The 19,659-nt window shown below is 42.8% G+C and carries 19 protein-coding genes; 7 read left to right on the top strand and 12 right to left on the bottom strand.

All coding sequences use genetic code 11. The features are described from left to right. Positions 1-27: 27 nt before the first annotated feature. The 3 genes from V7K15_RS25670 (at position 28) to V7K15_RS25660 (ending at position 2,257) form a co-directional block, all read left to right on the top strand. A complete protein-coding gene (locus tag V7K15_RS25670; RefSeq protein WP_334910122.1) occupies positions 28-759 on the top strand; it encodes a DJ-1/PfpI family protein in 732 nt (243 codons plus the stop codon). A 247-nt stretch (positions 760-1,006) separates the two neighbouring features. Beyond that, positions 1,007-1,504 (top strand): GNAT family N-acetyltransferase, encoded by a 498-nt coding sequence (locus tag V7K15_RS25665; protein ID WP_334910120.1) that lies wholly within the window; start codon positions 1,007-1,009, stop codon positions 1,502-1,504. Positions 1,505-1,624: 120 nt separating this feature from the next. Continuing rightward, positions 1,625-2,257: a TetR/AcrR family transcriptional regulator gene (locus V7K15_RS25660; protein WP_334910118.1), complete on the top strand. Its 633-nt coding sequence runs from the start codon at positions 1,625-1,627 to the stop codon at positions 2,255-2,257. On the opposite strand, the gene V7K15_RS25655 is transcribed toward V7K15_RS25660, so the two are convergent. From V7K15_RS25655 to V7K15_RS25645, 3 genes are all read right to left on the bottom strand, one after another. Continuing rightward, positions 2,254-2,955: a gamma-glutamylcyclotransferase gene (locus V7K15_RS25655; RefSeq protein WP_334910116.1), complete on the bottom strand. Its 702-nt coding sequence runs from the start codon at positions 2,953-2,955 to the stop codon at positions 2,254-2,256. The two genes, V7K15_RS25660 and V7K15_RS25655, sit on opposite strands and share 4 nt — an antisense overlap. Positions 2,956-3,133: 178 nt before the next feature. Beyond that, complete coding sequence (locus V7K15_RS25650) at positions 3,134-3,883, bottom strand: SDR family NAD(P)-dependent oxidoreductase (RefSeq protein ID WP_334910114.1); 750 nt, start codon at positions 3,881-3,883, stop codon at positions 3,134-3,136. Positions 3,884-3,999: 116 nt separating this feature from the next. Beyond that, entirely contained in the window at positions 4,000-5,439 is a 1,440-nt protein-coding gene (locus V7K15_RS25645) for an MFS transporter (protein WP_334910112.1), read from the bottom strand. Between the two features lie 297 nt (positions 5,440-5,736). Here V7K15_RS25645 and queG point away from each other — a divergent pair, with 297 nt between their 5' ends. Both queG and V7K15_RS25635 read left to right on the top strand, forming a co-directional pair. After that, a complete protein-coding gene (gene queG, locus V7K15_RS25640; protein ID WP_334910110.1) occupies positions 5,737-6,711 on the top strand; it encodes a tRNA epoxyqueuosine(34) reductase QueG in 975 nt (324 codons plus the stop codon). Next, positions 6,686-7,321: an HAD-IA family hydrolase gene (locus V7K15_RS25635; RefSeq protein ID WP_292798683.1), complete on the top strand. Its 636-nt coding sequence runs from the start codon at positions 6,686-6,688 to the stop codon at positions 7,319-7,321. The genes queG and V7K15_RS25635 overlap by 26 nt, the downstream gene beginning before the upstream one ends. Before the next feature lie 133 nt (positions 7,322-7,454). On the opposite strand, the gene V7K15_RS25630 is transcribed toward V7K15_RS25635, so the two are convergent. Continuing rightward, positions 7,455-7,829 (bottom strand): hypothetical protein, encoded by a 375-nt coding sequence (locus tag V7K15_RS25630; RefSeq protein WP_334910108.1) that lies wholly within the window; start codon positions 7,827-7,829, stop codon positions 7,455-7,457. A gap of 217 nt (positions 7,830-8,046) precedes the next feature. Here V7K15_RS25630 and V7K15_RS25625 point away from each other — a divergent pair, with 217 nt between their 5' ends. Further along, a complete protein-coding gene (locus V7K15_RS25625) occupies positions 8,047-8,577 on the top strand; it encodes an orange carotenoid protein N-terminal domain-containing protein (RefSeq protein WP_334910106.1) in 531 nt (176 codons plus the stop codon). A gap of 25 nt (positions 8,578-8,602) precedes the next feature. Here V7K15_RS25625 and V7K15_RS25620 read toward each other — a convergent pair whose 3' ends face one another. Further along, on the bottom strand, positions 8,603-9,364 hold the full coding sequence (locus V7K15_RS25620; protein ID WP_334910104.1) for an ABC transporter ATP-binding protein: 762 nt from the start codon (positions 9,362-9,364) through the stop codon (positions 8,603-8,605). A gap of 52 nt (positions 9,365-9,416) precedes the next feature. Continuing rightward, positions 9,417-9,626, bottom strand: coding sequence for a hypothetical protein (locus V7K15_RS25615; RefSeq protein ID WP_334910102.1), 210 nt, complete (start codon positions 9,624-9,626; stop codon positions 9,417-9,419). A 367-nt stretch (positions 9,627-9,993) separates the two neighbouring features. Between V7K15_RS25615 and V7K15_RS25610 the strand changes: the two genes are divergently transcribed. Then, positions 9,994-10,848: a DUF4351 domain-containing protein gene (locus V7K15_RS25610; protein WP_334910100.1), complete on the top strand. Its 855-nt coding sequence runs from the start codon at positions 9,994-9,996 to the stop codon at positions 10,846-10,848. 18 nt (positions 10,849-10,866) lie between these two features. On the opposite strand, the gene V7K15_RS25605 is transcribed toward V7K15_RS25610, so the two are convergent. The 6 genes from V7K15_RS25605 to V7K15_RS25580 form a co-directional block, all read right to left on the bottom strand. Continuing rightward, entirely contained in the window at positions 10,867-12,084 is a 1,218-nt protein-coding gene (locus V7K15_RS25605) for an ABC transporter permease (protein WP_334910098.1), read from the bottom strand. 17 nt (positions 12,085-12,101) lie between these two features. Continuing rightward, a complete protein-coding gene (locus V7K15_RS25600) occupies positions 12,102-13,571 on the bottom strand; it encodes an efflux RND transporter periplasmic adaptor subunit (RefSeq protein WP_334910096.1) in 1,470 nt (489 codons plus the stop codon). Between the two features lie 281 nt (positions 13,572-13,852). Next, positions 13,853-14,494: a Uma2 family endonuclease gene (locus tag V7K15_RS25595; RefSeq protein WP_334910094.1), complete on the bottom strand. Its 642-nt coding sequence runs from the start codon at positions 14,492-14,494 to the stop codon at positions 13,853-13,855. A gap of 324 nt (positions 14,495-14,818) precedes the next feature. Then, a complete protein-coding gene (locus tag V7K15_RS25590) occupies positions 14,819-15,274 on the bottom strand; it encodes a response regulator (protein ID WP_334910092.1) in 456 nt (151 codons plus the stop codon). 272 nt (positions 15,275-15,546) lie between these two features. After that, positions 15,547-17,859, bottom strand: a complete 2,313-nt coding sequence (locus V7K15_RS25585) for an NACHT domain-containing protein (RefSeq protein WP_334910090.1) — start codon at positions 17,857-17,859, stop codon at positions 15,547-15,549. 195 nt (positions 17,860-18,054) lie between these two features. Further along, a complete protein-coding gene (locus tag V7K15_RS25580) occupies positions 18,055-18,306 on the bottom strand; it encodes a DUF1816 domain-containing protein (RefSeq protein WP_334910088.1) in 252 nt (83 codons plus the stop codon). Positions 18,307-19,659: the final 1,353 nt, after the last annotated feature.

The raw sequence follows: 19,659 nt of genomic DNA, 5'->3' as shown, positions 1-19,659 counted from the left end.
TCTGTATTTTTAACAAGGACATAAATAATGACTGTAAAAGAACAAGTTTCTTCTCTATCGATTGGGATAGTATTGTTCCCAAATGTGACGCAGTTAGATTTCACCGGGCCCTACGAAGTTTTTGCCAAATTGCCGAACGCGCAGTTATATCTGCTAGCCCAAACACTCGAACCAATTCGGAGCGATCGCGGCCTTACTTTTCTACCGGACACAACCTTTACTCAAGCCCCAGCCTTAGATGTATTATTTGTACCAGGAGGCCCAGGCATCAATGCCAAAATGGAAGATGAAAAGTTTCTCGACTTTCTCAAAACCCAAGGGAAACAAGCCCGCTACGTTACAGCTGTCTGCACTGGTTCTCTGCTGCTGGCGGCGGCCGGTTTACTTCAGGGCTATCGCGCCACTACTCACTGGCTATCGTTAGATTTACTTGAGATGTTGGGAGTTGAGACAGTTACCGAAAGGGTTGTCATTGATCGCAATCGAATTACAGGCGGCGGTGTGACAGCTGGCATTGATTTTGGGCTGGCTCTAGCTGCTGAGTTATTTGGGGATGCGATAGCCCAAGCAATTCAACTAGGGATTGAATATAATCCCCAACCACCCTTTAACAGTGGTTCTCCCCAAACTGCCCCTGCGCCTGTACTCGCTCGCGTTACAGCTGCGAGTCAAAATGTTCAGGAAATCAGACGGCAGATTGTCCAGCGAGTTGTGACTCAATTGCAAACTGATAATACTAGTAAAGCAATTGAGAATTAGTCTAGTTGATATGTTGCGATGTCTACGATGGTCACTGACTTGTGCCGAGCGCAGTCGAGGTAGCTTGCCTGCCCTGAGCCTGCGCCGTACCACTTCTCTACGAGACGCTCCACGAACGTGGAAGTAAGCTACGCGCAGCGTCTCGTAGAGAAGGGTCGAAGTGCAGGCTACACCTACGCAACTAAAATTTTTCATAACATACCAAAAAGTAAACAGGTATATAATTCTGAATACTAGCCCTGAACCTATGAGCGCTAACGAAATATCTTTTCGATCTGCCCAAGAAACAGATGCGTGGGTGCTGAGTGCAATTCATATTGCTGCTATCAAAGCTCTGCCTGCAACTTTCTACACCCAAAAAGAACTTTTAGCTTGGCGTAATTACCGCGACAAACCTAATGGTTCAAATATCTTGAAGAGTATGAAAGTAGAAAGTTTCTGGGTTGCGATCGAGGGAGATTTTATTATAGGTTTTGCTAGTTTTATTGTTGATGAACTCATGGGGCTGTATGTCCATCCTAAATATCAAGGTAAAGGAATTGGCCGTGCTTTAGTTCAACATTTTTGTGATCAGGCAACTGAGCAAGGTATAGATAAGGTAATTACAACTGCTAGCCTTTATGCTGAAGGGTTTTATTTACGACTGGGATTTACTGCCATCCAAAGAACACCTCATTATTTAAGAAGTGGGGTAGTTGTCCCAGTTATTCAAATGAGTAAAACATTAGCTACCGCACCAAAATAAATTTGAGATAGTAAAGATTTTCAATAACTTTAAAAATGCTGGTATCAAGATTGTTTTTGCCCAAGTTATGACCACTTTTTCTACATAACCTATGATGTAAGTAAGTACTTGCCAGCATAAATGAATAAAACCATCCGTTCATCAACTCTCACCCGTACACGTTTGATAGAAGCCGCCTCACAGGTATTTGCCAGTTTAGGTGTTCAAGGAGCAACTACCCGTGAAATAGCTCGTGTTGCTGGTGTGAATGAGGTGACTTTATTTCGCCACTTTGCTAGCAAAGAACAACTTCTAGGAGCAGTAATCGAAAATGCCTTTGCACTCCAGACAGAAGCCCTTGCACATCCCGAAGCGTGGACGCAGGATCTAAAAATTGATTTAAGACATTATGCCCATCTTTATAATACTATGCTAGAGGCACAGGAAGATTTAATTCGTACCTTCATTGGAGAAGCTAAACGTCATCCACAGGAAGCCAAACAAGTGATTCAAGAAGCTGCCAAGCCCTTAGGAGAAAAACTGGTAGCTTACCTGCAATCGAGTCAGAGACGAGGCACCGTCAGAACAGACTTTGATCCATTTCCAGCAGTCGATATGTTTACAGGAATGCTGTTAGCTGGAATGCTATGCCGCAGTGCAAAATTCAATCAAGGCAGCTATAGCTGTGAGGACTATATCGAAACCTGCGTAGATATTTTTGTGCGCGGTATCAGTATCACTCCCCTCGCAGTTGTCAATACCGCTTTCTGTTAGCATTGTTCTTTGTCATCACTAACTAAAAGGGCTTGTTGTTTTGCTAGCACTTGTTTGCGTAACAAGAGTAATTGTCTATCTTTAATTCCTTCTGCGATTAATCCATCGACAGTTTTCATGAGATAATCAGCACAGGAACCCAATTTTCCCGATGCGGTGGCAATACTATTAACAGTGGTTGTTAATGATATCTGATCAGCGTACCTGGGATGTTGCCGATTGGCAACAAAGGCGATCGCTAGGAATTCCTGCGTACCATCAAACACCCTTACCCAACGAGCAATGTAGATACTGGGCAACATCTCCCGTCGCCAAAGCAGCAATAATTCCGATGCGACATCGGCAGCAGCAATTCGATAAATAATACCACGACAACTACCACCCCGATCAAGTCCTAAAAGTAACCCGGGATTCTCTAGAGTCCCACGAGCCAGGATCGCCCATGTACAGAAGCGGCGATGCCAACCATAAATGATCCCAGCACGGCGCTCGACGTATGTGATTAAGGGATTCCAAATTAGCGAACCGTAGGCAAATATCCAGATATCACAATTTGGTGGTTGTTGTTGTAGTGTTTCATCAAGCGATCGCTGTAATTCATCTTCACTCAGCAGAGTTAACTTTATTCCAGAGTGTGATGCTTCTAATAGTCTGGTCTGGTCATTTCCGGCTTCGAGGTCGCTACGACTGAGTGACATAATGTAAAATTATTTCCTTTTCTGTAAATCTTCAGTAATTTCACTCTTACTTTAACGAGTTCCGTAGGTTTAAGTAAAGAGCAAATATCAAGCGGCAAGTATGTTAGGCAGAGTCTAAATCCCCCTTACAAAACTTAATTCGTAATTCCGAATTACGAATTACGAATTACGAATTATTTTAAAGTTCTTGCCCCGTTGGCCGGATGAGAATTTCATTGACATTAACGTGCGGCGGTTGAGTCAGAGCGTAAACGATCGCAGCAGCAATGTCTTCGCTTTGTAGAGGTTGAATTGACTTGCGTCGTTCTTCGATCCGTTGTTTGGCAACGGGATCGGTAATTTGGTTGTCAATTTCCGTATCCACCAAACCTGGTTCGATAATGGTGACGCGGATATTGTCCTTATAGACTTCTTGGCGTAATGCTTCGGAGAGGGCATTGACACCCCATTTAGTAGCATTATAAACACCGATGCCCGCCCGCGCTGTCCGGCCAGCCACTGAGGAAATATTGACTATATGCCCGGATTTTTGCGCCTTCAACAAAGGCAAAACAGCATGAGTAGCATATAGCAGTCCTAATACATTGAGGTCAAACGATCGCCGCCAGTCTGAGCTATTTCCAGCTTCAATGGTGCCGAGTAAGGCAATCCCAGCATTATTCACAAGGATATCGACTCTTCCCAATTCTGCATTTGCCTTTGCCACCAAGTTATTTACCTGGATTTCATCAGTCACATCGGTGACAATGGGCAATGCCTTGCCACCACTAGCTTCGATGCGTTCTGCTAATGCCTGAATGCGATCGCCACGCCTAGCCGCGAGTACTACTGTTGCTCCAATTGAAGCTAAGGCGATCGCGGTTGCTTCTCCAATTCCAGCTGAAGCGCCAGTGATAATTGCTACTTTTCCGTCTAATTTCCCTGTCATAGATTATCTAACTCCTTTGTAATTGGGCATTGGGCACTTGTACTGACTTGTACTGAGCGGCGTCGAAGTAGCGAAGTCGTTGGTGCAGCCTCTCGTAGAGAAGTATTGGGCATTAATTATTCCTCCCCTGCTCCTCTGCTCCCCTGCTTTTTACTGATCCTCAAAACGGATGCAACTGCTGCCCCACACAGTATTAGGGCTGCAAAACGAAAAGTTCCTTGAAACCCCGCAACGATCGCCTCAGGAGGGGCAACGGAGACATCTGCACCCGCAGACATACTAGCGATTAAGGCTCCAAATACTGCCCCGATTAGAGAAACACCGACTGTGTTTCCTGATGTACGTGACAAAGACAGCAACCCAGAAGCAATGCCTAGCCGCTCCCTCGGTACTGCTCCCATAACAGTGCTATTGTTGGGCGATTGAAATAAACCTAGTCCAATGCCGTAAATAAAATAGCGCGATACATAGCCTAGCTCAGTAATTTTAGCATCAAAGGTGCTAATCGCCAGACAGCCGCCAATCATCAACCCCAGCCCCAGGGAGCTAATTAGTCGAGCGCTAAAGCGGTCTGAAAGTCTTCCAGCCCAGGGGGCAATTAACCCACTAAGTACAGGCGACACTGCTAGCAGCAGCCCCACTTTTACCGTCGGATAATGCTTAACGTCCTCTAGAAAGAAAGGGACGATGAGTAGCGAACCGCCAATAACAATGAATGCTAGCCAGCCACTTAGCAAACCCATACTTAACTTAAGATTGCGAAACAGGTGTAGCTCTAGTAGCGGCTGCTCTACGATCGCTTCAACTACCAAAAAAGTTGTAAAACTCACGGTGGCGATCGCTAATAATACTAATGCATTGGTACTGCTAAAGCCCTGGCTTTGCCCTTGCGTCATACCCAGCCCAAAACTACCCAGAGTCAATAAAGCCAATATGGCTCCCAAAAAGTCAAATTTCTGTTTGCCCTGAATGCATACAGAAGGTGGCACGACTCGAGCTATTAAGAAACTAGCTATGATCCCCAAAGGTACATTGATGAAAAATATACTATGCCAGCCTGACAAACTTAGGAGCAGTCCGCCAGCAGAAGGCCCAAAAGCAATTCCCAGTGACACTACACTACCGATGACGCCAACAGCCCGACCTCGTTCGGAAGAGGGAAAAACTTCTGTGATGATTGCCAAACCAAGCCCAGAAATGAACACAGCACCTAATCCTTGAAGTGCCCGAAAGCCGATTAACCACTCAATAGTAGGTGCAAAACCACACAACAGCGAACTTAAAGTGAATAGAACAAGTCCGCCCTGATATAAGGACTTCTTACCCCACATATCCCCCAGGCGCGTTGCCCCCAAAACTAAACCGGAACTGACCAATTGGTAACTTAATACAGCCCATTGGGTTGTAGGGAAACTGGTCTTAAAGGCTTGCACCAATGTCGGCAAAGCAACATTGATAATGCCCACGTCTAGGGTAGACATAAACACCCCAAGTCCGACACCGAGTAAAACCCAATTTTTTTGAGAGTCTGACAAAGCTAGAGGTTGTCTTTCCAATTGTCCCAACTTTTAGCCTCCGCCTTTGACTTTACGGTTGTGAATAGTTTGCATACGTATATTCATTGTAAGGTGCTATCCTCACAACCAAGTTCAGGAAAGTAAGGTTTTCATCCCTACCATTAGTGATTTGATTCACAGCGATCGCACAGGCGCTTCATTGATCAGAAATGCTCTGGTTGAATCGAATTGTTAAATAAAGTTTATATCTATGGAAGCAACAAATCTTAATCAAAGGTATTGATTACGTAATGTATAATCAATGTGCCTTTGGTTAGGCAAAATCCAAATAAAAAAATGAATCAGTATTCCGTAACAAGCAGCAGTGTAGTGAAAGAAAAAGCCAGGGAGTTGGGCTTTCACAAAGTTGGAATTGCTGATGTAGATAGGGTAGATGCCACAGAAGCGCAGAGGTTACAAGCATGGATTGAACTGGGTTATCACGCCAATATGGAATGGATGGCTAATCCAAAGCGTCAGGATATCCGCTTAGTGATGCCAGAAGCGCGATCGCTAGTTTGTGTGGTGCTAAATTACTACACAGCAGATCAACGTCCCCAAGGCGAAGAATATGCCAAAATTTCCCGTTATGGTTGGGGAAGAGATTATCATAAGGTGATGCATAAAAAACTCAAGCAGCTAGCTACATGGCTAAAATCACTTGATCAAGGCGTACTAGCTCGTTATTATGCAGATACTGGACCGGTGCAAGATAAAGTGTTAGCTCAACTTGCCGGAATTGGTTGGATTGCCAAAAATGGTAATGTGATTACACGAGAATATGGATCTTGGGTATTTTTGGGAGAAGTGTTGACCAATTTGGAATTAGAGAGCGATCGCCCACATACAGAACACTGCGGTAGCTGTACTCTTTGTCTTCAGGCTTGTCCTACAGGTGCAATTACTCAGCCTTTTGTCGTGGATGCTAATCGCTGCATTGCTTATCATACCATTGAAAATCGCGCCGAGGAATTGCCAGAGACAATCACACCTCATTTGCAAGGCTGGGTTGCTGGTTGTGATATTTGCCAAGATGTTTGTCCTTGGAATCAACGTTTTGCCAGCACAACTAATATTGCCGAGTTTCAGCCTTATCCTGCGAATATTGCTCCCCAACTGCTAGAATTAGCCCAAATCTCAGATCAGGAGTGGGATAAACGATTTCCAGCATCTGCCTTGCGGCGGATTAAGCCAGAAATGTTACGACGCAACGCCCTAGCTAATCTTGACGCATCCAGGCGAAAGAATGACCCCGAAAGTAATTATTTTTGATTTTGATGGCACAATTGCTGATACAGTAGATGCCCTTGTGAGTATTGCTAATCGTCTAGCTGTAGACTTTGGTTATCGGCACATCAGCCCAGAGCAATTAACCCTACTTAAAAACCTCACATCTAGGGAAATTATTAAATACTCAGGAGTTTCTCTATTTAAGATCCCTTTTCTAGTCAAAAAAGTTAAAGGAGAACTAAAAAACAAAATCCCAGAATTAAAGCCAATTCCGGGAATTAAAGAAGCATTAATGGAACTGCAAGCTAAAGGATATAAGCTGGGCATTATCACTTCTAATTCTAAAGAAAATGTGACGCAATTCCTGACAATCAATGATTTAAATCATCTATTTGATTTTATCTACTCAGGAATTACAATTTTTGGCAAAACAACGATCATCAATAATGTATTGAGGCAAAATCAACTCCAACCTCAAGAAGTTATTTATGTCGGAGATGAAACCAGAGATATAGAAGCATCAAAGAAAGCAAATATCCAAGTGATTGCAGTGACTTGGGGCTTTAACTCACCGGAAGCACTAGCGAAGCAAAATCCAGATTATTTGATTCAGCAACCTAGCGAATTACTAGAAGTGATGAATCGTAGTTAATTAATAGTTAAAATTTTAACTATTGACAATTTACCCAAACAGTAGGGTGGGCAATGTCTACCAATACCGATAACTTCAACTTTAATATTTGTGACATTGCCTAGCCTACAAAATAGCAAGATATCAGGAAAACTTAATTTTTCCGTTCACCCTTTTCTAAAGCTTGTTTTATTAGATCATCACTGACATTAGTTACACCCTGAGTTGGAGAATTCCCAACTTCCTTTGCTAACTCTAGAAAATCATCAGGATTACCAGTTGATTGCGATTGGGTTTTTGTTTCTTCTGGTTTAGAGGTTTTATATTGAGGTGCAGTGGCTGCTTCGGCTGCTGCTGCACCACCACCTGTCCGATCAACTTCACTGACGCTAAATTGCTGTGCAGCTGCATAATCAGCATCAAAATCTACCTTTGGCGCTTTCTCTTCACCACTAGCTATGTTTTCGGCAGCTAATTGGGCTTCATGGGTGGTAGCTTCATTTAAATTGGGCTTTACTTCATCAGGCATAATTAAAACCTTAGGTAAATTTTTTATTGCTGGGGCGATTATAGCAAATTAAGGTGCTGTTTTCTTGCTTCCTGGGGAGAGACTTTTACCTCTATTAAAAGGTAGATTAAAGCTGGAATTTCTAATTAATTTAACTCTTTCTATCGGTAGTAGAATGTGGTTCTCAAACTCTGGTAGGACTTAGTTTGGCGTGTTAAATTTCTTTGGAAACAAAATTATGACTGCAAGTTACGATAAAACCATTTCTCAAGCCCAGAGCAATGAAACTCAACAATTGGTGGACGCGTTTAATGCTTTAGACACCGATGCCAAACTAGCCTGGTTCTATTTGGTTTATAAAAAAATGGGTGACTCTGTGACTCCAGCTGCTCCGGCTGCGGCTGAACCAGAATTAGCACCAATTCTGCTAGGAGATTATTTGGAATTATCAGATGAGCAGCAACTAAATATTATGCGGGATATAGTTAACCGCAAAGATACAGAATATTCTCGTGCCTATGGGGCGATCAAAGAAAACAACCAGTTGTTAGTTTGGTATGCTTGGGCAGTAGCTATGGGGGATACGGTGGTTGACTTACCAGCTACCTACCAGGCAAGTAAGCCAATTAATGATTTGCTTTCTCAAATTGAAGAAGTAGATTTTGAGGAGCAAATGTCAGTGTTTCGGACAATAGCTGGTGAAATGGGTTACACCGATGTCAAGCCGATCGCAACGCAAGCAGAAACTGGGAAAACACCAAGTTTGTAATTACCCCAATGACTAGAAGTCGCGGCTACACAGCAAGCTGATTCAAGTCGGCTGGAGTGAGGTTGGAGTGTACTACTTCACCATCACGGAACCAAACGATGCGCTGGGTTTTACGGGCAACTTCTGGCTCATGAGTTACGATGACAACGGTGATTCCACTAGCATTGAGTTCGCCAAAAATATCTAAGACTTCTTCGGTTGTGTGTGAATCAAGTGCGCCTGTGGGTTCATCGGCTAGGAGTACTACCGGACGATTAACGATCGCGCGGGCGATCGCTACTCGTTGTTGTTGTCCACCAGATAGTTGAGTTGGTTTGTTGTTGAGGCGATTTGCTAAACCGACGCGCGTCAATGCAAGTGTTGCGCGATCGCTTCTTTCTTTTGGATTCACATCAGCATACACCATCGGCAGCATCACATTTTCTAATGCTGTTAGTTGGGGCAATAGGTGGAATTGTTGGAAGACAAACCCCAGCTTTTTATTACGGATGTGTGCTAACGAGCGATCGTCCATTTGGGCTACATCAAGATTATCTAGGTAATAATGTCCAGAAGTAGGACGATCTAGACAACCGATAATATTCATGGCTGTGGATTTACCAGAACCTGATGGTCCCATGATTGCACAATATTCGCCCTGTTCCACAATTAGGTTGACATCATTCAGCGCTCGGATTTCTGTTTCGCCACTACCATAAATCTTGAAAGTGTTTTCTAGTCGAATGATTATTGGTTTTGGTAGAGGATTAGGAACTAGAGAATCGGTAATTAAAATAGTATTTGCCATAAAGATTTGATTATTAGTGATTAAATTCTTTCTTCCTTGTCTCCCTTGTCCTTTATTTATCCATTAATACAGCATCTCTCACATCTTCGTGATTGATATACCAGTTGCGAATTACTTTTGCTAGTTCTTGCGGCGCTTGGGTTTCAAATTCCGCAATAGTTTCTCGCAGTGCAGGTATAGTTGCTATGGCTTCAGGTGAAAATACATAATCTTGATTTCTCACAACTTGGGTAAATGCTTGGATGAGTTTATCGGCTTCCATTGGTTTATTGTGGTGTTGATTGACTCTTATTTTACCCCACCCTAACCCTCCCCTTGTAAAGGGGAGGGAACTAGATTTTCCAATTTCCCCCCTTTATAAGGGGGGATTAAGGGGGGTAATTCGACTTGTGTGTACACCGTAGCTTATAAAGGGGAGAGAATTAGATGTTCTAGTTTCCTCTTACTAATGTTATTTTGGCGATCGCATTTGTAGATTTAGCGATCGCATTTGTAGATTTGGCGATCGCATTTGTTGATTTAGCGATCGCTGTTGCTGATTGCACTTATTCTCAAACAACAAATTGATATGAAAAATGAGTAATAATACAGACAAACTCGTAATTATTTCGTTTAATTAGCGATCGCCCTTGGCCTACGATAACACCTGTAAATACCTTGCTGAAAACTACCCTGGTGAGTTTGCTAGCTGGTTACTCTCAATTGACACGTCAGATATCCAAGTACTCAAAACCGAACTCAACCTCGAACCAATTCGCGCTGATTCGGTGACGTTCCTGCAAATTGCCAACCAAATCTTACATTTAGAGTTTCAAACTACACCCAAATCCACAACCCCGCTTGACTTTCGGATGCTGGATTACTACACCAGATTAAAGCGAGAATACTGGTGTGACATTAAACAGGTGTTAATTTTCCTTCAAGCTACATCTTCGGCGATCGCTTTTCAAACTCAGTATATAGACACGAACACTACACACAGATATCGAGTGATTCGTTTATGGGAAGAAGATCCCACACCATTGCTAGCTAACCCCGCACTCTTACCACTGGCGACATTAGCCAGAAGCAACTCACCCCAAAGACTTTTAGAGCAAGTCGCTACTGCTGTCGATATGATTGAGGAAACAGACGAACGACAAAATATATCAGCTTGTGTACAGGTTTTGGCTGGTTTGCTGTTTGACAAAAATGTGATTAAACAGCTTTTTAGAGAGGAAATTATGCAAGAATCAGTGATTTACCAAGACATTCTGCAAAAAGGAGAGCAAAGAGGTTTGCAAAAAGGAGAGGTGGCGGTAATACTGCGTCTTTTGAAGCTTCGGTTTCATGCAATTGAACCGGAGATAGAACAGCAGATTCGCAAATTATCTATCACTCAACTTGAGGAGTTAACGGAAGCACTGTTGGGTTTCTCTAGTCAAAGTGATTTAGCGAATTACCTAGCAAATATCTCTTTACCTCAACCTAATCAGGAAGATTAAGTTTTGCCATTCCCATGACTAAGCACTTCTAAGAGCCACAATCGGGTCAAGTTTAGCAGCGCGACGTGCAGGAACAACACCAAAGAATAAACCAATACCAGCAGAGACACCAACTGCCATAATAATCGCTGTTGGAGAAAGACTCGCTTCTAAAGGAGTCAAGGCTCCCACTAATAGGATGCCACTAACACCAACCGCAGTCCCAACTAAGCCACCAGCAGCAGAAACTATTACTGCCTCAATGATGAACTGTAGCAAAATATCTTGCTCAGTTGCCCCGATCGCTTTCCTCAATCCGATTTCTTGGGTGCGTTCGGTGACGGAGACAAGCATAATATTCATGATGCCAATGCCACCTACAAACAACGATATGGCGGCGATCGCTGCTAGCATAGTTGTCAATGCGCCTGTAATTTGACCGACAGTTTGCAAAGCATCCTTTTGAGAGCGAAGAGTAAAGTCATCTTCACCATTAATTTTGTGCCGTAGACGCAACAAATTAGTAATTTGAAATTCTGCTGCATCCACACTGTCTGAATCACGAGCGGCAGCGACGAGATAATCTAAGGCGATACCATAGGGAGAATTCTTTCCCACAAGTCGGTTTGCGGAAGTCGTAATCGGTATTATCGCAGCATTATCATAATCTGCTCCCACGCTGGAACCTTTGGCTATTAACGTCCCAATCACTTGAAAGCTGGTATTTCCAAGTCGCAATTGCTGACCGACAGCGTTACTATTACCAAATAGTTTTTCTGCCAAGTCTCCACCTAATACAACGACTTGGTTATTTCGCTTCATGTCTACCTCAGAGAAAAACCTACCTTTAGCAGTTTCAAAATCCCGCACCGATAGGAAACTGGGAGTTGTACCAATGATATTGACATCAGTGTTTCTGTTGCGGTATGTAACTACCTGTCTTCTGTTTAATTCTGGTGCAACTCCTACTACTGTTGGTACTTGAGAGGCGATCGCATTGGCATCTTGCAACACCAAAGTTTTTGGCACTTCAAAGGAGATACGCTGAGTTTCTCGATTACCTGGAAGTACAAACAGCACATTTGGCCCTAATGACTCCAGCTGTTTATTCACGTACTTTTGCCCACTTTCGCCAATGCCAATCATGGCAATTACTGAGGCGTTACCAATAACTATACCCAGCATTGTGAGGGCACTACGCAGCTTATTTGACAGCAGGGTTTTACCCGCCATTCGGACACTTTCTAAAAAATTCATGTCTTAATAATTACGAATTACGAATTATTCTTTTGTTCTTTTGCCTTTTCGATTTTGTAGTCTTTGGGTGGATTAACAAAAATGCGATCGCCTTCTTTAACTCCCCCGACAATTTGAGTTTGGTCTTGGATTTGCGCCCCAACAGTAATTTCGCGGAATTGAGGTTTATTGTTTGCATCTGGTACAAGTACGCCAGTTTTACCCTTTTCGGTGACGATTGACACCGTTGGTAATACTAAGGCATTATTGACGCGATCGCCTAAAAAAGTCAGATCCACATTTAAACCAGAACGCAGTTTATCTGTGCCAGTATCGAGAGCAACCCGCACCTGGAAGGATGTCACACCTTGTTCCACCACAGCTTCTGGAGCAATCAGGCGCACATGACCTTTAAAAACTTGATCGGGATAGGCATCGGCGACAATTTCCACCTGCTGTCCCTGTTTGATTCTGCCAAGATCGGCTTCGGGAACTTGAGCTAATATTTCTAACCCGCGTGCTACAGCGACAATTGAACTCGAAGTTGCCGACGCACTACTAGAAGCAGAAGTTGTAGGTGTGACAAACGACCCTGGTTCGGCATACTTTTGCGTTACAATTCCCGAAAGAGGAGCGCGAATAATAGTATCTTCCAACTGCACTTGCACACCCTTCAATTGAGCCTCAGCAGCTGCAACAGCTGCTTGACGCTGGACAATTTCTTCAGAACGGGTGCCATCTTCCAAGAGAACCAATGCTGCCCGTGCTTCATTCACAGCCGCTTGGCGTTGGTCGATTTCCTCAGTCCGAGTGCCACTTTCGACTAACGAAAATCGTTTTTTAGCTTCTTCTAAATTGGCTTTAGCACTTTTGTCTTCGCTGATAGCTTGATCGAGTAATTGTTTTTTCTCTGCTCCCTGTTCGTATAGGTATTGGTAACGCTTTACCTGTCCACTGTTGTAATTCACCTTTGCTTGAGCCGCATCCACTTGGGATTGAGATTGAGCAACCTCTTGGGGACGATTACCAGCACGCGCGGCGGCAAACTGGGCTTGAGCTTGTGCTAACCGCGCCCTAGCTTGAGCGATTTCTTGAGGACGACTACCAGCAACGGCTTCGGCTAGTTGGGCTTGACTTTGGGCTAAGTTAGCCCGGTACTGGCTGCTTTGGGCTTCAATGCTGGCACTATCCATCCGGGCGAGAATTTGCCCTTGTCGAATGCGATCGCCTTGTTCCACATATAATTGCGACAGCACTCCAGGGTTCTTCGGGCTAATATTTACGCTCTTAACTGGCACGACTTTGCCACTAGCTGTAATCCGCAAAGTAACATTTTGCGCTGCCACTGGCACAGTTAATTGAGTAATGTCTTCTTTTCTCCCTTGATTTACCAGGGTGTAGGCTGTGAATATACCAACAACCAAGGCACTCCCGGCCATCAGCCCCATCAGCCAGCGTAATGGATATTTAACTTTGCCTATAAGTGGAAATTCTATGTGCGTACCCATATCTAGAAGCCTATGAATCTTGTTTTATGCGAGTAGTCCTCAGTTAGAGGGCAGTGCAGGAATAGGGTTTTTTTCAAACTTTTGGATTAAATTTTTATAAGTAAACTCACAACTACACGCATAATTAGCTTCATAGTTGCTTAATCTTCCTTAATAATAGGCATTACATAGCTGTATGTCTTCACCTAAATGGGTGACTTTAGCCACTCGTGTACTGTAGTGGAAGTTTGCCTACCTATAACAATTAGCTCCCCTACGGTTATTGAGAATGGTTCAAGTAATTATTGCTGAAATTGGGTTAATAACCAAGCACCAACTTGACTTTGATTTATTTGACGAGTTCGCCGTAATGCTTCGTTTAATAAAGAAATTGCTAATCCTGGTAAAACCTGAGATTCTGTAATTCGCCTACTACCTTGATTTTCAATAGCAAAAGCCATAACTTGCACATTCTGGACATTTAAAATCCAATATTCTTTCACTCCTAAATCTTCGTATAAAAGTCGTTTTTTGCCTTGATCATCAGCAAGTGAAGTATTAGCAACTTCAATAACTAAATCTGGTGGTGGATATATATCTAGATTAATGATTGAAGTTCCATAAGGAATGACATCAGCATTCTCGCCAATATAGTAAGACACATCAGGTTGAGCTTCATTAAAGCCGATTTTCCGATATGTACAATTATCCTTACCATTCAGAGCAATACCTTTGATGCTGGCAAACAAGTTAACAGCAAAGAGAATAATTGTATGGTCGCTGGCATGATCATTCCCTATTGCGTAGATTTCAATCCTTATGTGTCCATTATGGTAGTAACCCTTGGCTTTTTCGTAGGCAGGATTTTCAATTATTTGGATATATTCATCCCAAGTTACTGCTATCCAGGTATCAGTTACTAGTTGGATCTGTAATTCGCTCATAATATAGCTAAAGAATAACTTTAACAACGATCATACAAGTTTTCTTTTCCAGCACTAACCTGACAGTAAAGCTTTAACCGCATCCTGGCGACAGCAATTCTCAAATAAGAATTATTATCAATATGTTCAGAGCGAAACTAACTGATCAAACCTGGGAGAGGTTGAGAATTCTGCTGAATGATAAATTTAAAGTAGGGCTGGCTATTTAAAACAAATTGTTCATGGGTTTTAGGGACTTCCAAATATAAAAAATACTCAAGTACTTATTGTGGGGCTGTTTGTAAGCTGCGAGTTATTTTTCAAGAATAAATATTTCTTTATTAACTAGTGTAAAACTAGTAGTTCGGGACAAAATTTTTCCACTACATCTGACTGTACTTGATTCCTAATCATCGAAGCAAATTTGTCAAGGTCTAATGGTTTAAGTAAATATTCTTCAAACTCTACATCTGGAATTTGGTCATAAGTACCTGTGCTAGATGTTGAAGTCACAATGATTGGGATATGATTTCCATTGTCTGCTTCCATAGCACTCAATGTATTTAACAATGTATAAATACTTTCACCTAAGAACCTAATTTCACAGACCAGGATGTTGGGCGTGAAAGAACTCAGGATTTCTAAAGCTTCTTTTACCGAACCAGCCGTAATCACATTTGCACCCAGGTCTTTGAGTAAAAATGCGTACAAATCTCTACTATCGCGATCGTTGTCTACAATGAGGACTTGTACACCTTTGAGTATCCCAACTGTCAAGCAAAAGTCATTGATTAAATTCATAATAAGACCTGCAATTAGGGCTTTAAGTGCAAAGTGAGGTGAAAAATCTGTAGTCTTAATGGGAGGAGACGACCGGATAGGTGAAATACAAAGTAGCAGAGAAGCACTTAATGTTTAAAATTACAAGTTTCTGTTCTTTTACTATGAACGGGTGTTGTTTGATTTCCTGAATGAGTTGATTAATTATGACACAAAAGGTAAGAAAACTTTACAAGTTACGAAAATCTCTGGTTGAATTAACTGACAATAGCTGTAAAGGTTAACTAACATAACTATTGCCATTCCCTGTCCTCAAGTTCCTTCTGAGGCAACAATAAGGTGGCTTCAATTTCCTGTCTGATAGCAGCCGTGACTTCAGAATTGCTATGCAGGCAATCGAGTAGTAACTGATTGGCATCGTAGTAGCGTTGCAGCACTTGCTGTTGTTCAGGGCTAAACTGCCACTCGTGGTTAATATTGCGATAATTATTCACCGTTATCTTTAATTGTTCAGCCCAAGCTGAATAGTTCGTCTGTCCCCATCGCCCAAACCGTTCTTCACTTTGACGAGAATTTGGCAATTGGTCAGAGAGTTGTTGCAAGGATTTATAGAGTCCAACATCCAGAACAATGCCCAGAATGTTGCTCATAGCTTCTCCACAGGCGTGGATGTGGGCAAAGTCCTGGTTCCCATCAATTGCACACTCTAGCAGCAGGTCATCTAATGCGACATCCAGAAACATTCCTTGGTCGAGGCTGCTGGCTAGGGCAAAGTGAGAAGCTATGTGAGGAGTCCGACTCAAGGCAAGGTAAAATGCTCGAACTGTCGCATCTTTTGTTTTGGTGGGAATAGTGCGAGATTTTTGGCTAGCCCACGTCAAAAATTCTTGTAAATAAGGGTCTTGAGCAACTAGTGTATCAATCTGTTGCTTCATCAACAGTACCAGCTCGTCTGCACTCCGAAGCATGGTAGCCGTTAACAAGAAGATTTCGCGCCAGTGCGGGTCAGTGATATGACTGACCAGCCCTCTCAGAGCTTGCTCAAATGCCTGTAGGTTATGGCTGGCAACGATTTTTCTCGCAGTTAAATATTCTTGAAACGCCAGATAGGAGAAGGAGAAAATTCCCCGCGCCCGTTCTGCCAGTAGCCCATGTTGAGCCTCGATTGCCTTCAGCGCCGCTTCGCTTTCTATTTGCAATTCCTCTACATCCATTGGTACGTCGGTCAGGTTCTGAATATAGTCACCAATGTATTGCTCAACGATGCGCTGCTCAAAAAAGTACTGACCTTTCTCAAATGTCGCTGCTGCAATCTGACTCAATAATTTCAGCTTTTGTGGTAATAAAAAGCCTCGGTAAACGTCATCTCGTTCAATGCCTCTGGCTTCATCCCATTTGCCCAACACAAGGTCTAGACCTTGTTTATAAAAGTCAGTCCGCTTAGTCGGAAATTTTTCTTGACCGTGAAACACCCAGCAGGCAAGATGCAGAAATAGGGGTGTAACGACCAGTTGGCGAAATTCCCAGTTTTCATCTAACTCCAATTTCTGAATAAACTGAACGGACTGCGCCAGACCATCTTGAGTGTTGGTCTTGGGAAAAGCCACAAACCATTTTTGAGCGAAGGCTCGGATTTGTTCTAAGGTAAATGGGGCAATCTCAACATCGGTAAAGCCTCGAACTCTGAACTTTTGAACTGCTGTTCGACAGCTGGCCACCAAGTGATTTTTGTGATACTTCTCTGAAAATCTCCGAATTTCGCTTAAGACGGCATTGCTTTGTTCGTTAAGAACTTCATCCATGCCATCAAGCAAGAGTAACACTCTGCCTGCACTAAGCAAGGTTTCGATGACTGAGGGATCTGAAATTCTAGATGTGTGAAACTCCTGGCGGATGTACTTTAATAGGCTGAACTCGCTGGTGACTTTAGACTCTTGGGCAAAGTTTCTCAGTGTGATGAAGATAGGAACTTGATTCACCGCAAATGCGCCTTGATTACACTGAATGGCGAGATATTGCAAAAAGGTGGTTTTACCTGTTCCTGGTTTGCCTAATACCCTGAGCTTGGAGTATTTTTCAACTGCGTCTGTACCAGGGATCTGGTTCTGGTCAGCCTCACCTAAGCCAAAACGGTCAAATTCTTTGGGATTAACGCTTTGTAGCTTAGTGATTTCTGAGTACTGAAGACTTGCAATCTCCTCCAAAATATTCACATCTATATATATGTCATCGATCGCAACGGGACGGTTGATATCCAATAACTGCAAAATACCACACTGATCTTGAATTTTGTCGAAGCGCTGCGATCGCACTTTCTGCACTAATGTATCAATATCCGGGACAGACGGTTGGATGAATTCCTCTCCTTCACCGAATTCTGCCGGAGGATTGGTAGCAATTTCACGCCAATTCAGTGACAACACCGAACAAATTTCCATAAAGGTATGACGTTCAACCGGACGACCACTGAAAAACCGCCAAATTGGTTGTCTAGTCTTGAGGTTAACTTCAAGAGCTAGATTGTCTTGTGTCCAGCCCTTGCGAGCAAATGCTCTTTTAGCATCTTGAATGCCAGTCAGTGATACCTGGAGCGATCGCTTGACCATAGGACAAAAACCCTGCTCCTCAAATCATGAACTTTAACTTTAATGTCTGTAATTTTATTGCTTTTTCTGCGATCGCATCATTTTACACATTTAAAATTATACAACTTGGCAAAGTCTCCTCTCATTTTTTCAACTTTTGTAACGAAATCAAACTTTATACGCCTATATTATACATAATCAAGCTTTGGCAAGACTTCAAAAAGTTTTGGATAATATAGGTTCTGCTTCATCCTGAAAAATCGTTAGGATATCAGGCTGACATTGCTTCACTAATGCAATGATGTCTCTGGCTCCTTCCTGATATAAGTCTTCGACGTAGCCACTTCTAGAAAGTTGTGCCTCTTTTTCACTATCAAAAGGCCCAAAGTAATAAGTACAACGCGGAACAGCAGTGTTAAGTTCTACCCACCAGGCAAACTCTGGCTGATTAGATTGAAATAAATTCATGAGGGATACCAATGATTAATTAAACTTGATTAAAGAAATTTTGGATCACTGATTAAGGGGATGTTTGAAAAGTCGTCTTGTCGATAGCAAAACGTTTTAGATCCTCCTAAATGCCGCTATAAATTGGAGGACTTTGATCGCCCCTAACCTCCCCTTAAAAAGGGCAGCCAGTCGCTCAGACGAGTCTCTCCAAGTGGAGCGACTGGCGTGGGTTAAGGGGATCAATAAGTGCCTAAAATCACAGCCAACCACTTTTCAAACAACCTCTAAAGTACAGTTCGATATCAAGACATTCTTTATTTTTGCGGGTGTCATTTCCTGAACTGGCATTTCCTGATAGCAGTAACTACAGCGCCAGTAAACTGCTCCCGAACGTACGTGACGGAGTAAAGAATTTGAACAGCAAAGACAAGTATATTTTCGCTTCATAGATTAACTGATTTCTGTAGATATAACGCGATGTGCAACTTATTCTTGAAACCCCTCTCAAAACCTCTCCCCGTTGGCGTCAGCCTGTCGTCAGACAAGGGTCGAGAGGCTTTGATTCTTGCTCCCCTTCCCTGCTAGGGAAGGGGCTGGGGGTTAGGTTTGAAAGAAAGTCGCACACGGCGTGATATATAATCTTGGCTGCAACCACTAATCAAATTTTCTTGACTCGTTAATGAATGTTTCATTTTCAAAGCCTAAATTGACAGACCTAACCTCCCCCTATCAGATTGGCAGTCTTAATTGCATCCACTAAGGTGTCAACAGAACCAGCGTTAACGGCAGTATCAGTAATATCAGCCATTTATTGCACTTGGTTGTGTGTAATTTGGGAATTATTTTTAGTATGACATACTAGTGTTAGAAATCATGTTTGAGCAAGCGTTTGAGTAGCGTATAAGTTGTATAATCTGAGCTAGAAAAATTAAATAATTAGAATACAGCAGAATTTAGCAGTTTGAAATGGCAGGGCATTTTCATACGAAGAAAGAAAAATATATAAGTCTTGATTATCATATTGTGGCATGGCTTTTTACCCCGCTTCCATTCTTCTCCCCCTTGGCGTCAGCCTGCCGTTAGGCAAGGGTCGAGAGGCTTTAATATCATGTCCGCTTACTTATTAAACCCGAAGAACCCCACCCCGCCAAAGCTATGCTTTGTCTCCCCTCCCCGCTTGCGGGGAGGGGTTCTTAATTTTTGATTTATGCAAGAAGTCTATTGTCAGGGCACAACAATGTTCATTGGTGTCAACTTAAGCAAAAAGGAACCATAGGATGTAATCTAAGAACATCAATTCCGATGTTCTTAGTGATACATCATGAGTAGCAAACGTCCAGCAAGAACAGGAAACCCAGATCTGCGGCAGCA

Source organism: Nostoc sp. (genome assembly GCF_036919815.1).
GTDB lineage: Bacteria > Cyanobacteriota > Cyanobacteriia > Cyanobacteriales > Nostocaceae > Nostoc.
Note: the sequence above shows the minus strand (reverse complement) of the source record. Positions and strands in the feature narration are given on the sequence as shown.

Bases quoted from the DNA above. Each gene is read 5' to 3' on its own strand.
- V7K15_RS25670 (WP_334910122.1), top strand. From the start codon at position 28: ATGACTGTAAAAGAACAAGTTTCTTCTCTATCGATTGGGATAGTATTG.
- V7K15_RS25665 (WP_334910120.1), top strand. From the start codon at position 1,007: ATGAGCGCTAACGAAATATCTTTTCGATCTGCCCAAGAAACAGATGCG.
- V7K15_RS25660 (WP_334910118.1), top strand. From the start codon at position 1,625: ATGAATAAAACCATCCGTTCATCAACTCTCACCCGTACACGTTTGATA.
- V7K15_RS25655 (WP_334910116.1), bottom strand. From the start codon at position 2,955: ATGTCACTCAGTCGTAGCGACCTCGAAGCCGGAAATGACCAGACCAGA.
- V7K15_RS25650 (WP_334910114.1), bottom strand. From the start codon at position 3,883: ATGACAGGGAAATTAGACGGAAAAGTAGCAATTATCACTGGCGCTTCA.
- queG (WP_334910110.1), top strand. From the start codon at position 5,737: ATGAATCAGTATTCCGTAACAAGCAGCAGTGTAGTGAAAGAAAAAGCC.
- V7K15_RS25635 (WP_292798683.1), top strand. From the start codon at position 6,686: ATGACCCCGAAAGTAATTATTTTTGATTTTGATGGCACAATTGCTGAT.
- V7K15_RS25630 (WP_334910108.1), bottom strand. From the start codon at position 7,829: ATGCCTGATGAAGTAAAGCCCAATTTAAATGAAGCTACCACCCATGAA.
- V7K15_RS25625 (WP_334910106.1), top strand. From the start codon at position 8,047: ATGACTGCAAGTTACGATAAAACCATTTCTCAAGCCCAGAGCAATGAA.
- V7K15_RS25620 (WP_334910104.1), bottom strand. From the start codon at position 9,364: ATGGCAAATACTATTTTAATTACCGATTCTCTAGTTCCTAATCCTCTA.
- V7K15_RS25615 (WP_334910102.1), bottom strand. From the start codon at position 9,626: ATGGAAGCCGATAAACTCATCCAAGCATTTACCCAAGTTGTGAGAAAT.
- V7K15_RS25605 (WP_334910098.1), bottom strand. From the start codon at position 12,084: ATGAATTTTTTAGAAAGTGTCCGAATGGCGGGTAAAACCCTGCTGTCA.
- V7K15_RS25600 (WP_334910096.1), bottom strand. From the start codon at position 13,571: ATGGGTACGCACATAGAATTTCCACTTATAGGCAAAGTTAAATATCCA.
- V7K15_RS25595 (WP_334910094.1), bottom strand. From the start codon at position 14,494: ATGAGCGAATTACAGATCCAACTAGTAACTGATACCTGGATAGCAGTA.
- V7K15_RS25590 (WP_334910092.1), bottom strand. From the start codon at position 15,274: ATGAATTTAATCAATGACTTTTGCTTGACAGTTGGGATACTCAAAGGT.
- V7K15_RS25585 (WP_334910090.1), bottom strand. From the start codon at position 17,859: ATGGTCAAGCGATCGCTCCAGGTATCACTGACTGGCATTCAAGATGCT.
- V7K15_RS25580 (WP_334910088.1), bottom strand. From the start codon at position 18,306: ATGAATTTATTTCAATCTAATCAGCCAGAGTTTGCCTGGTGGGTAGAA.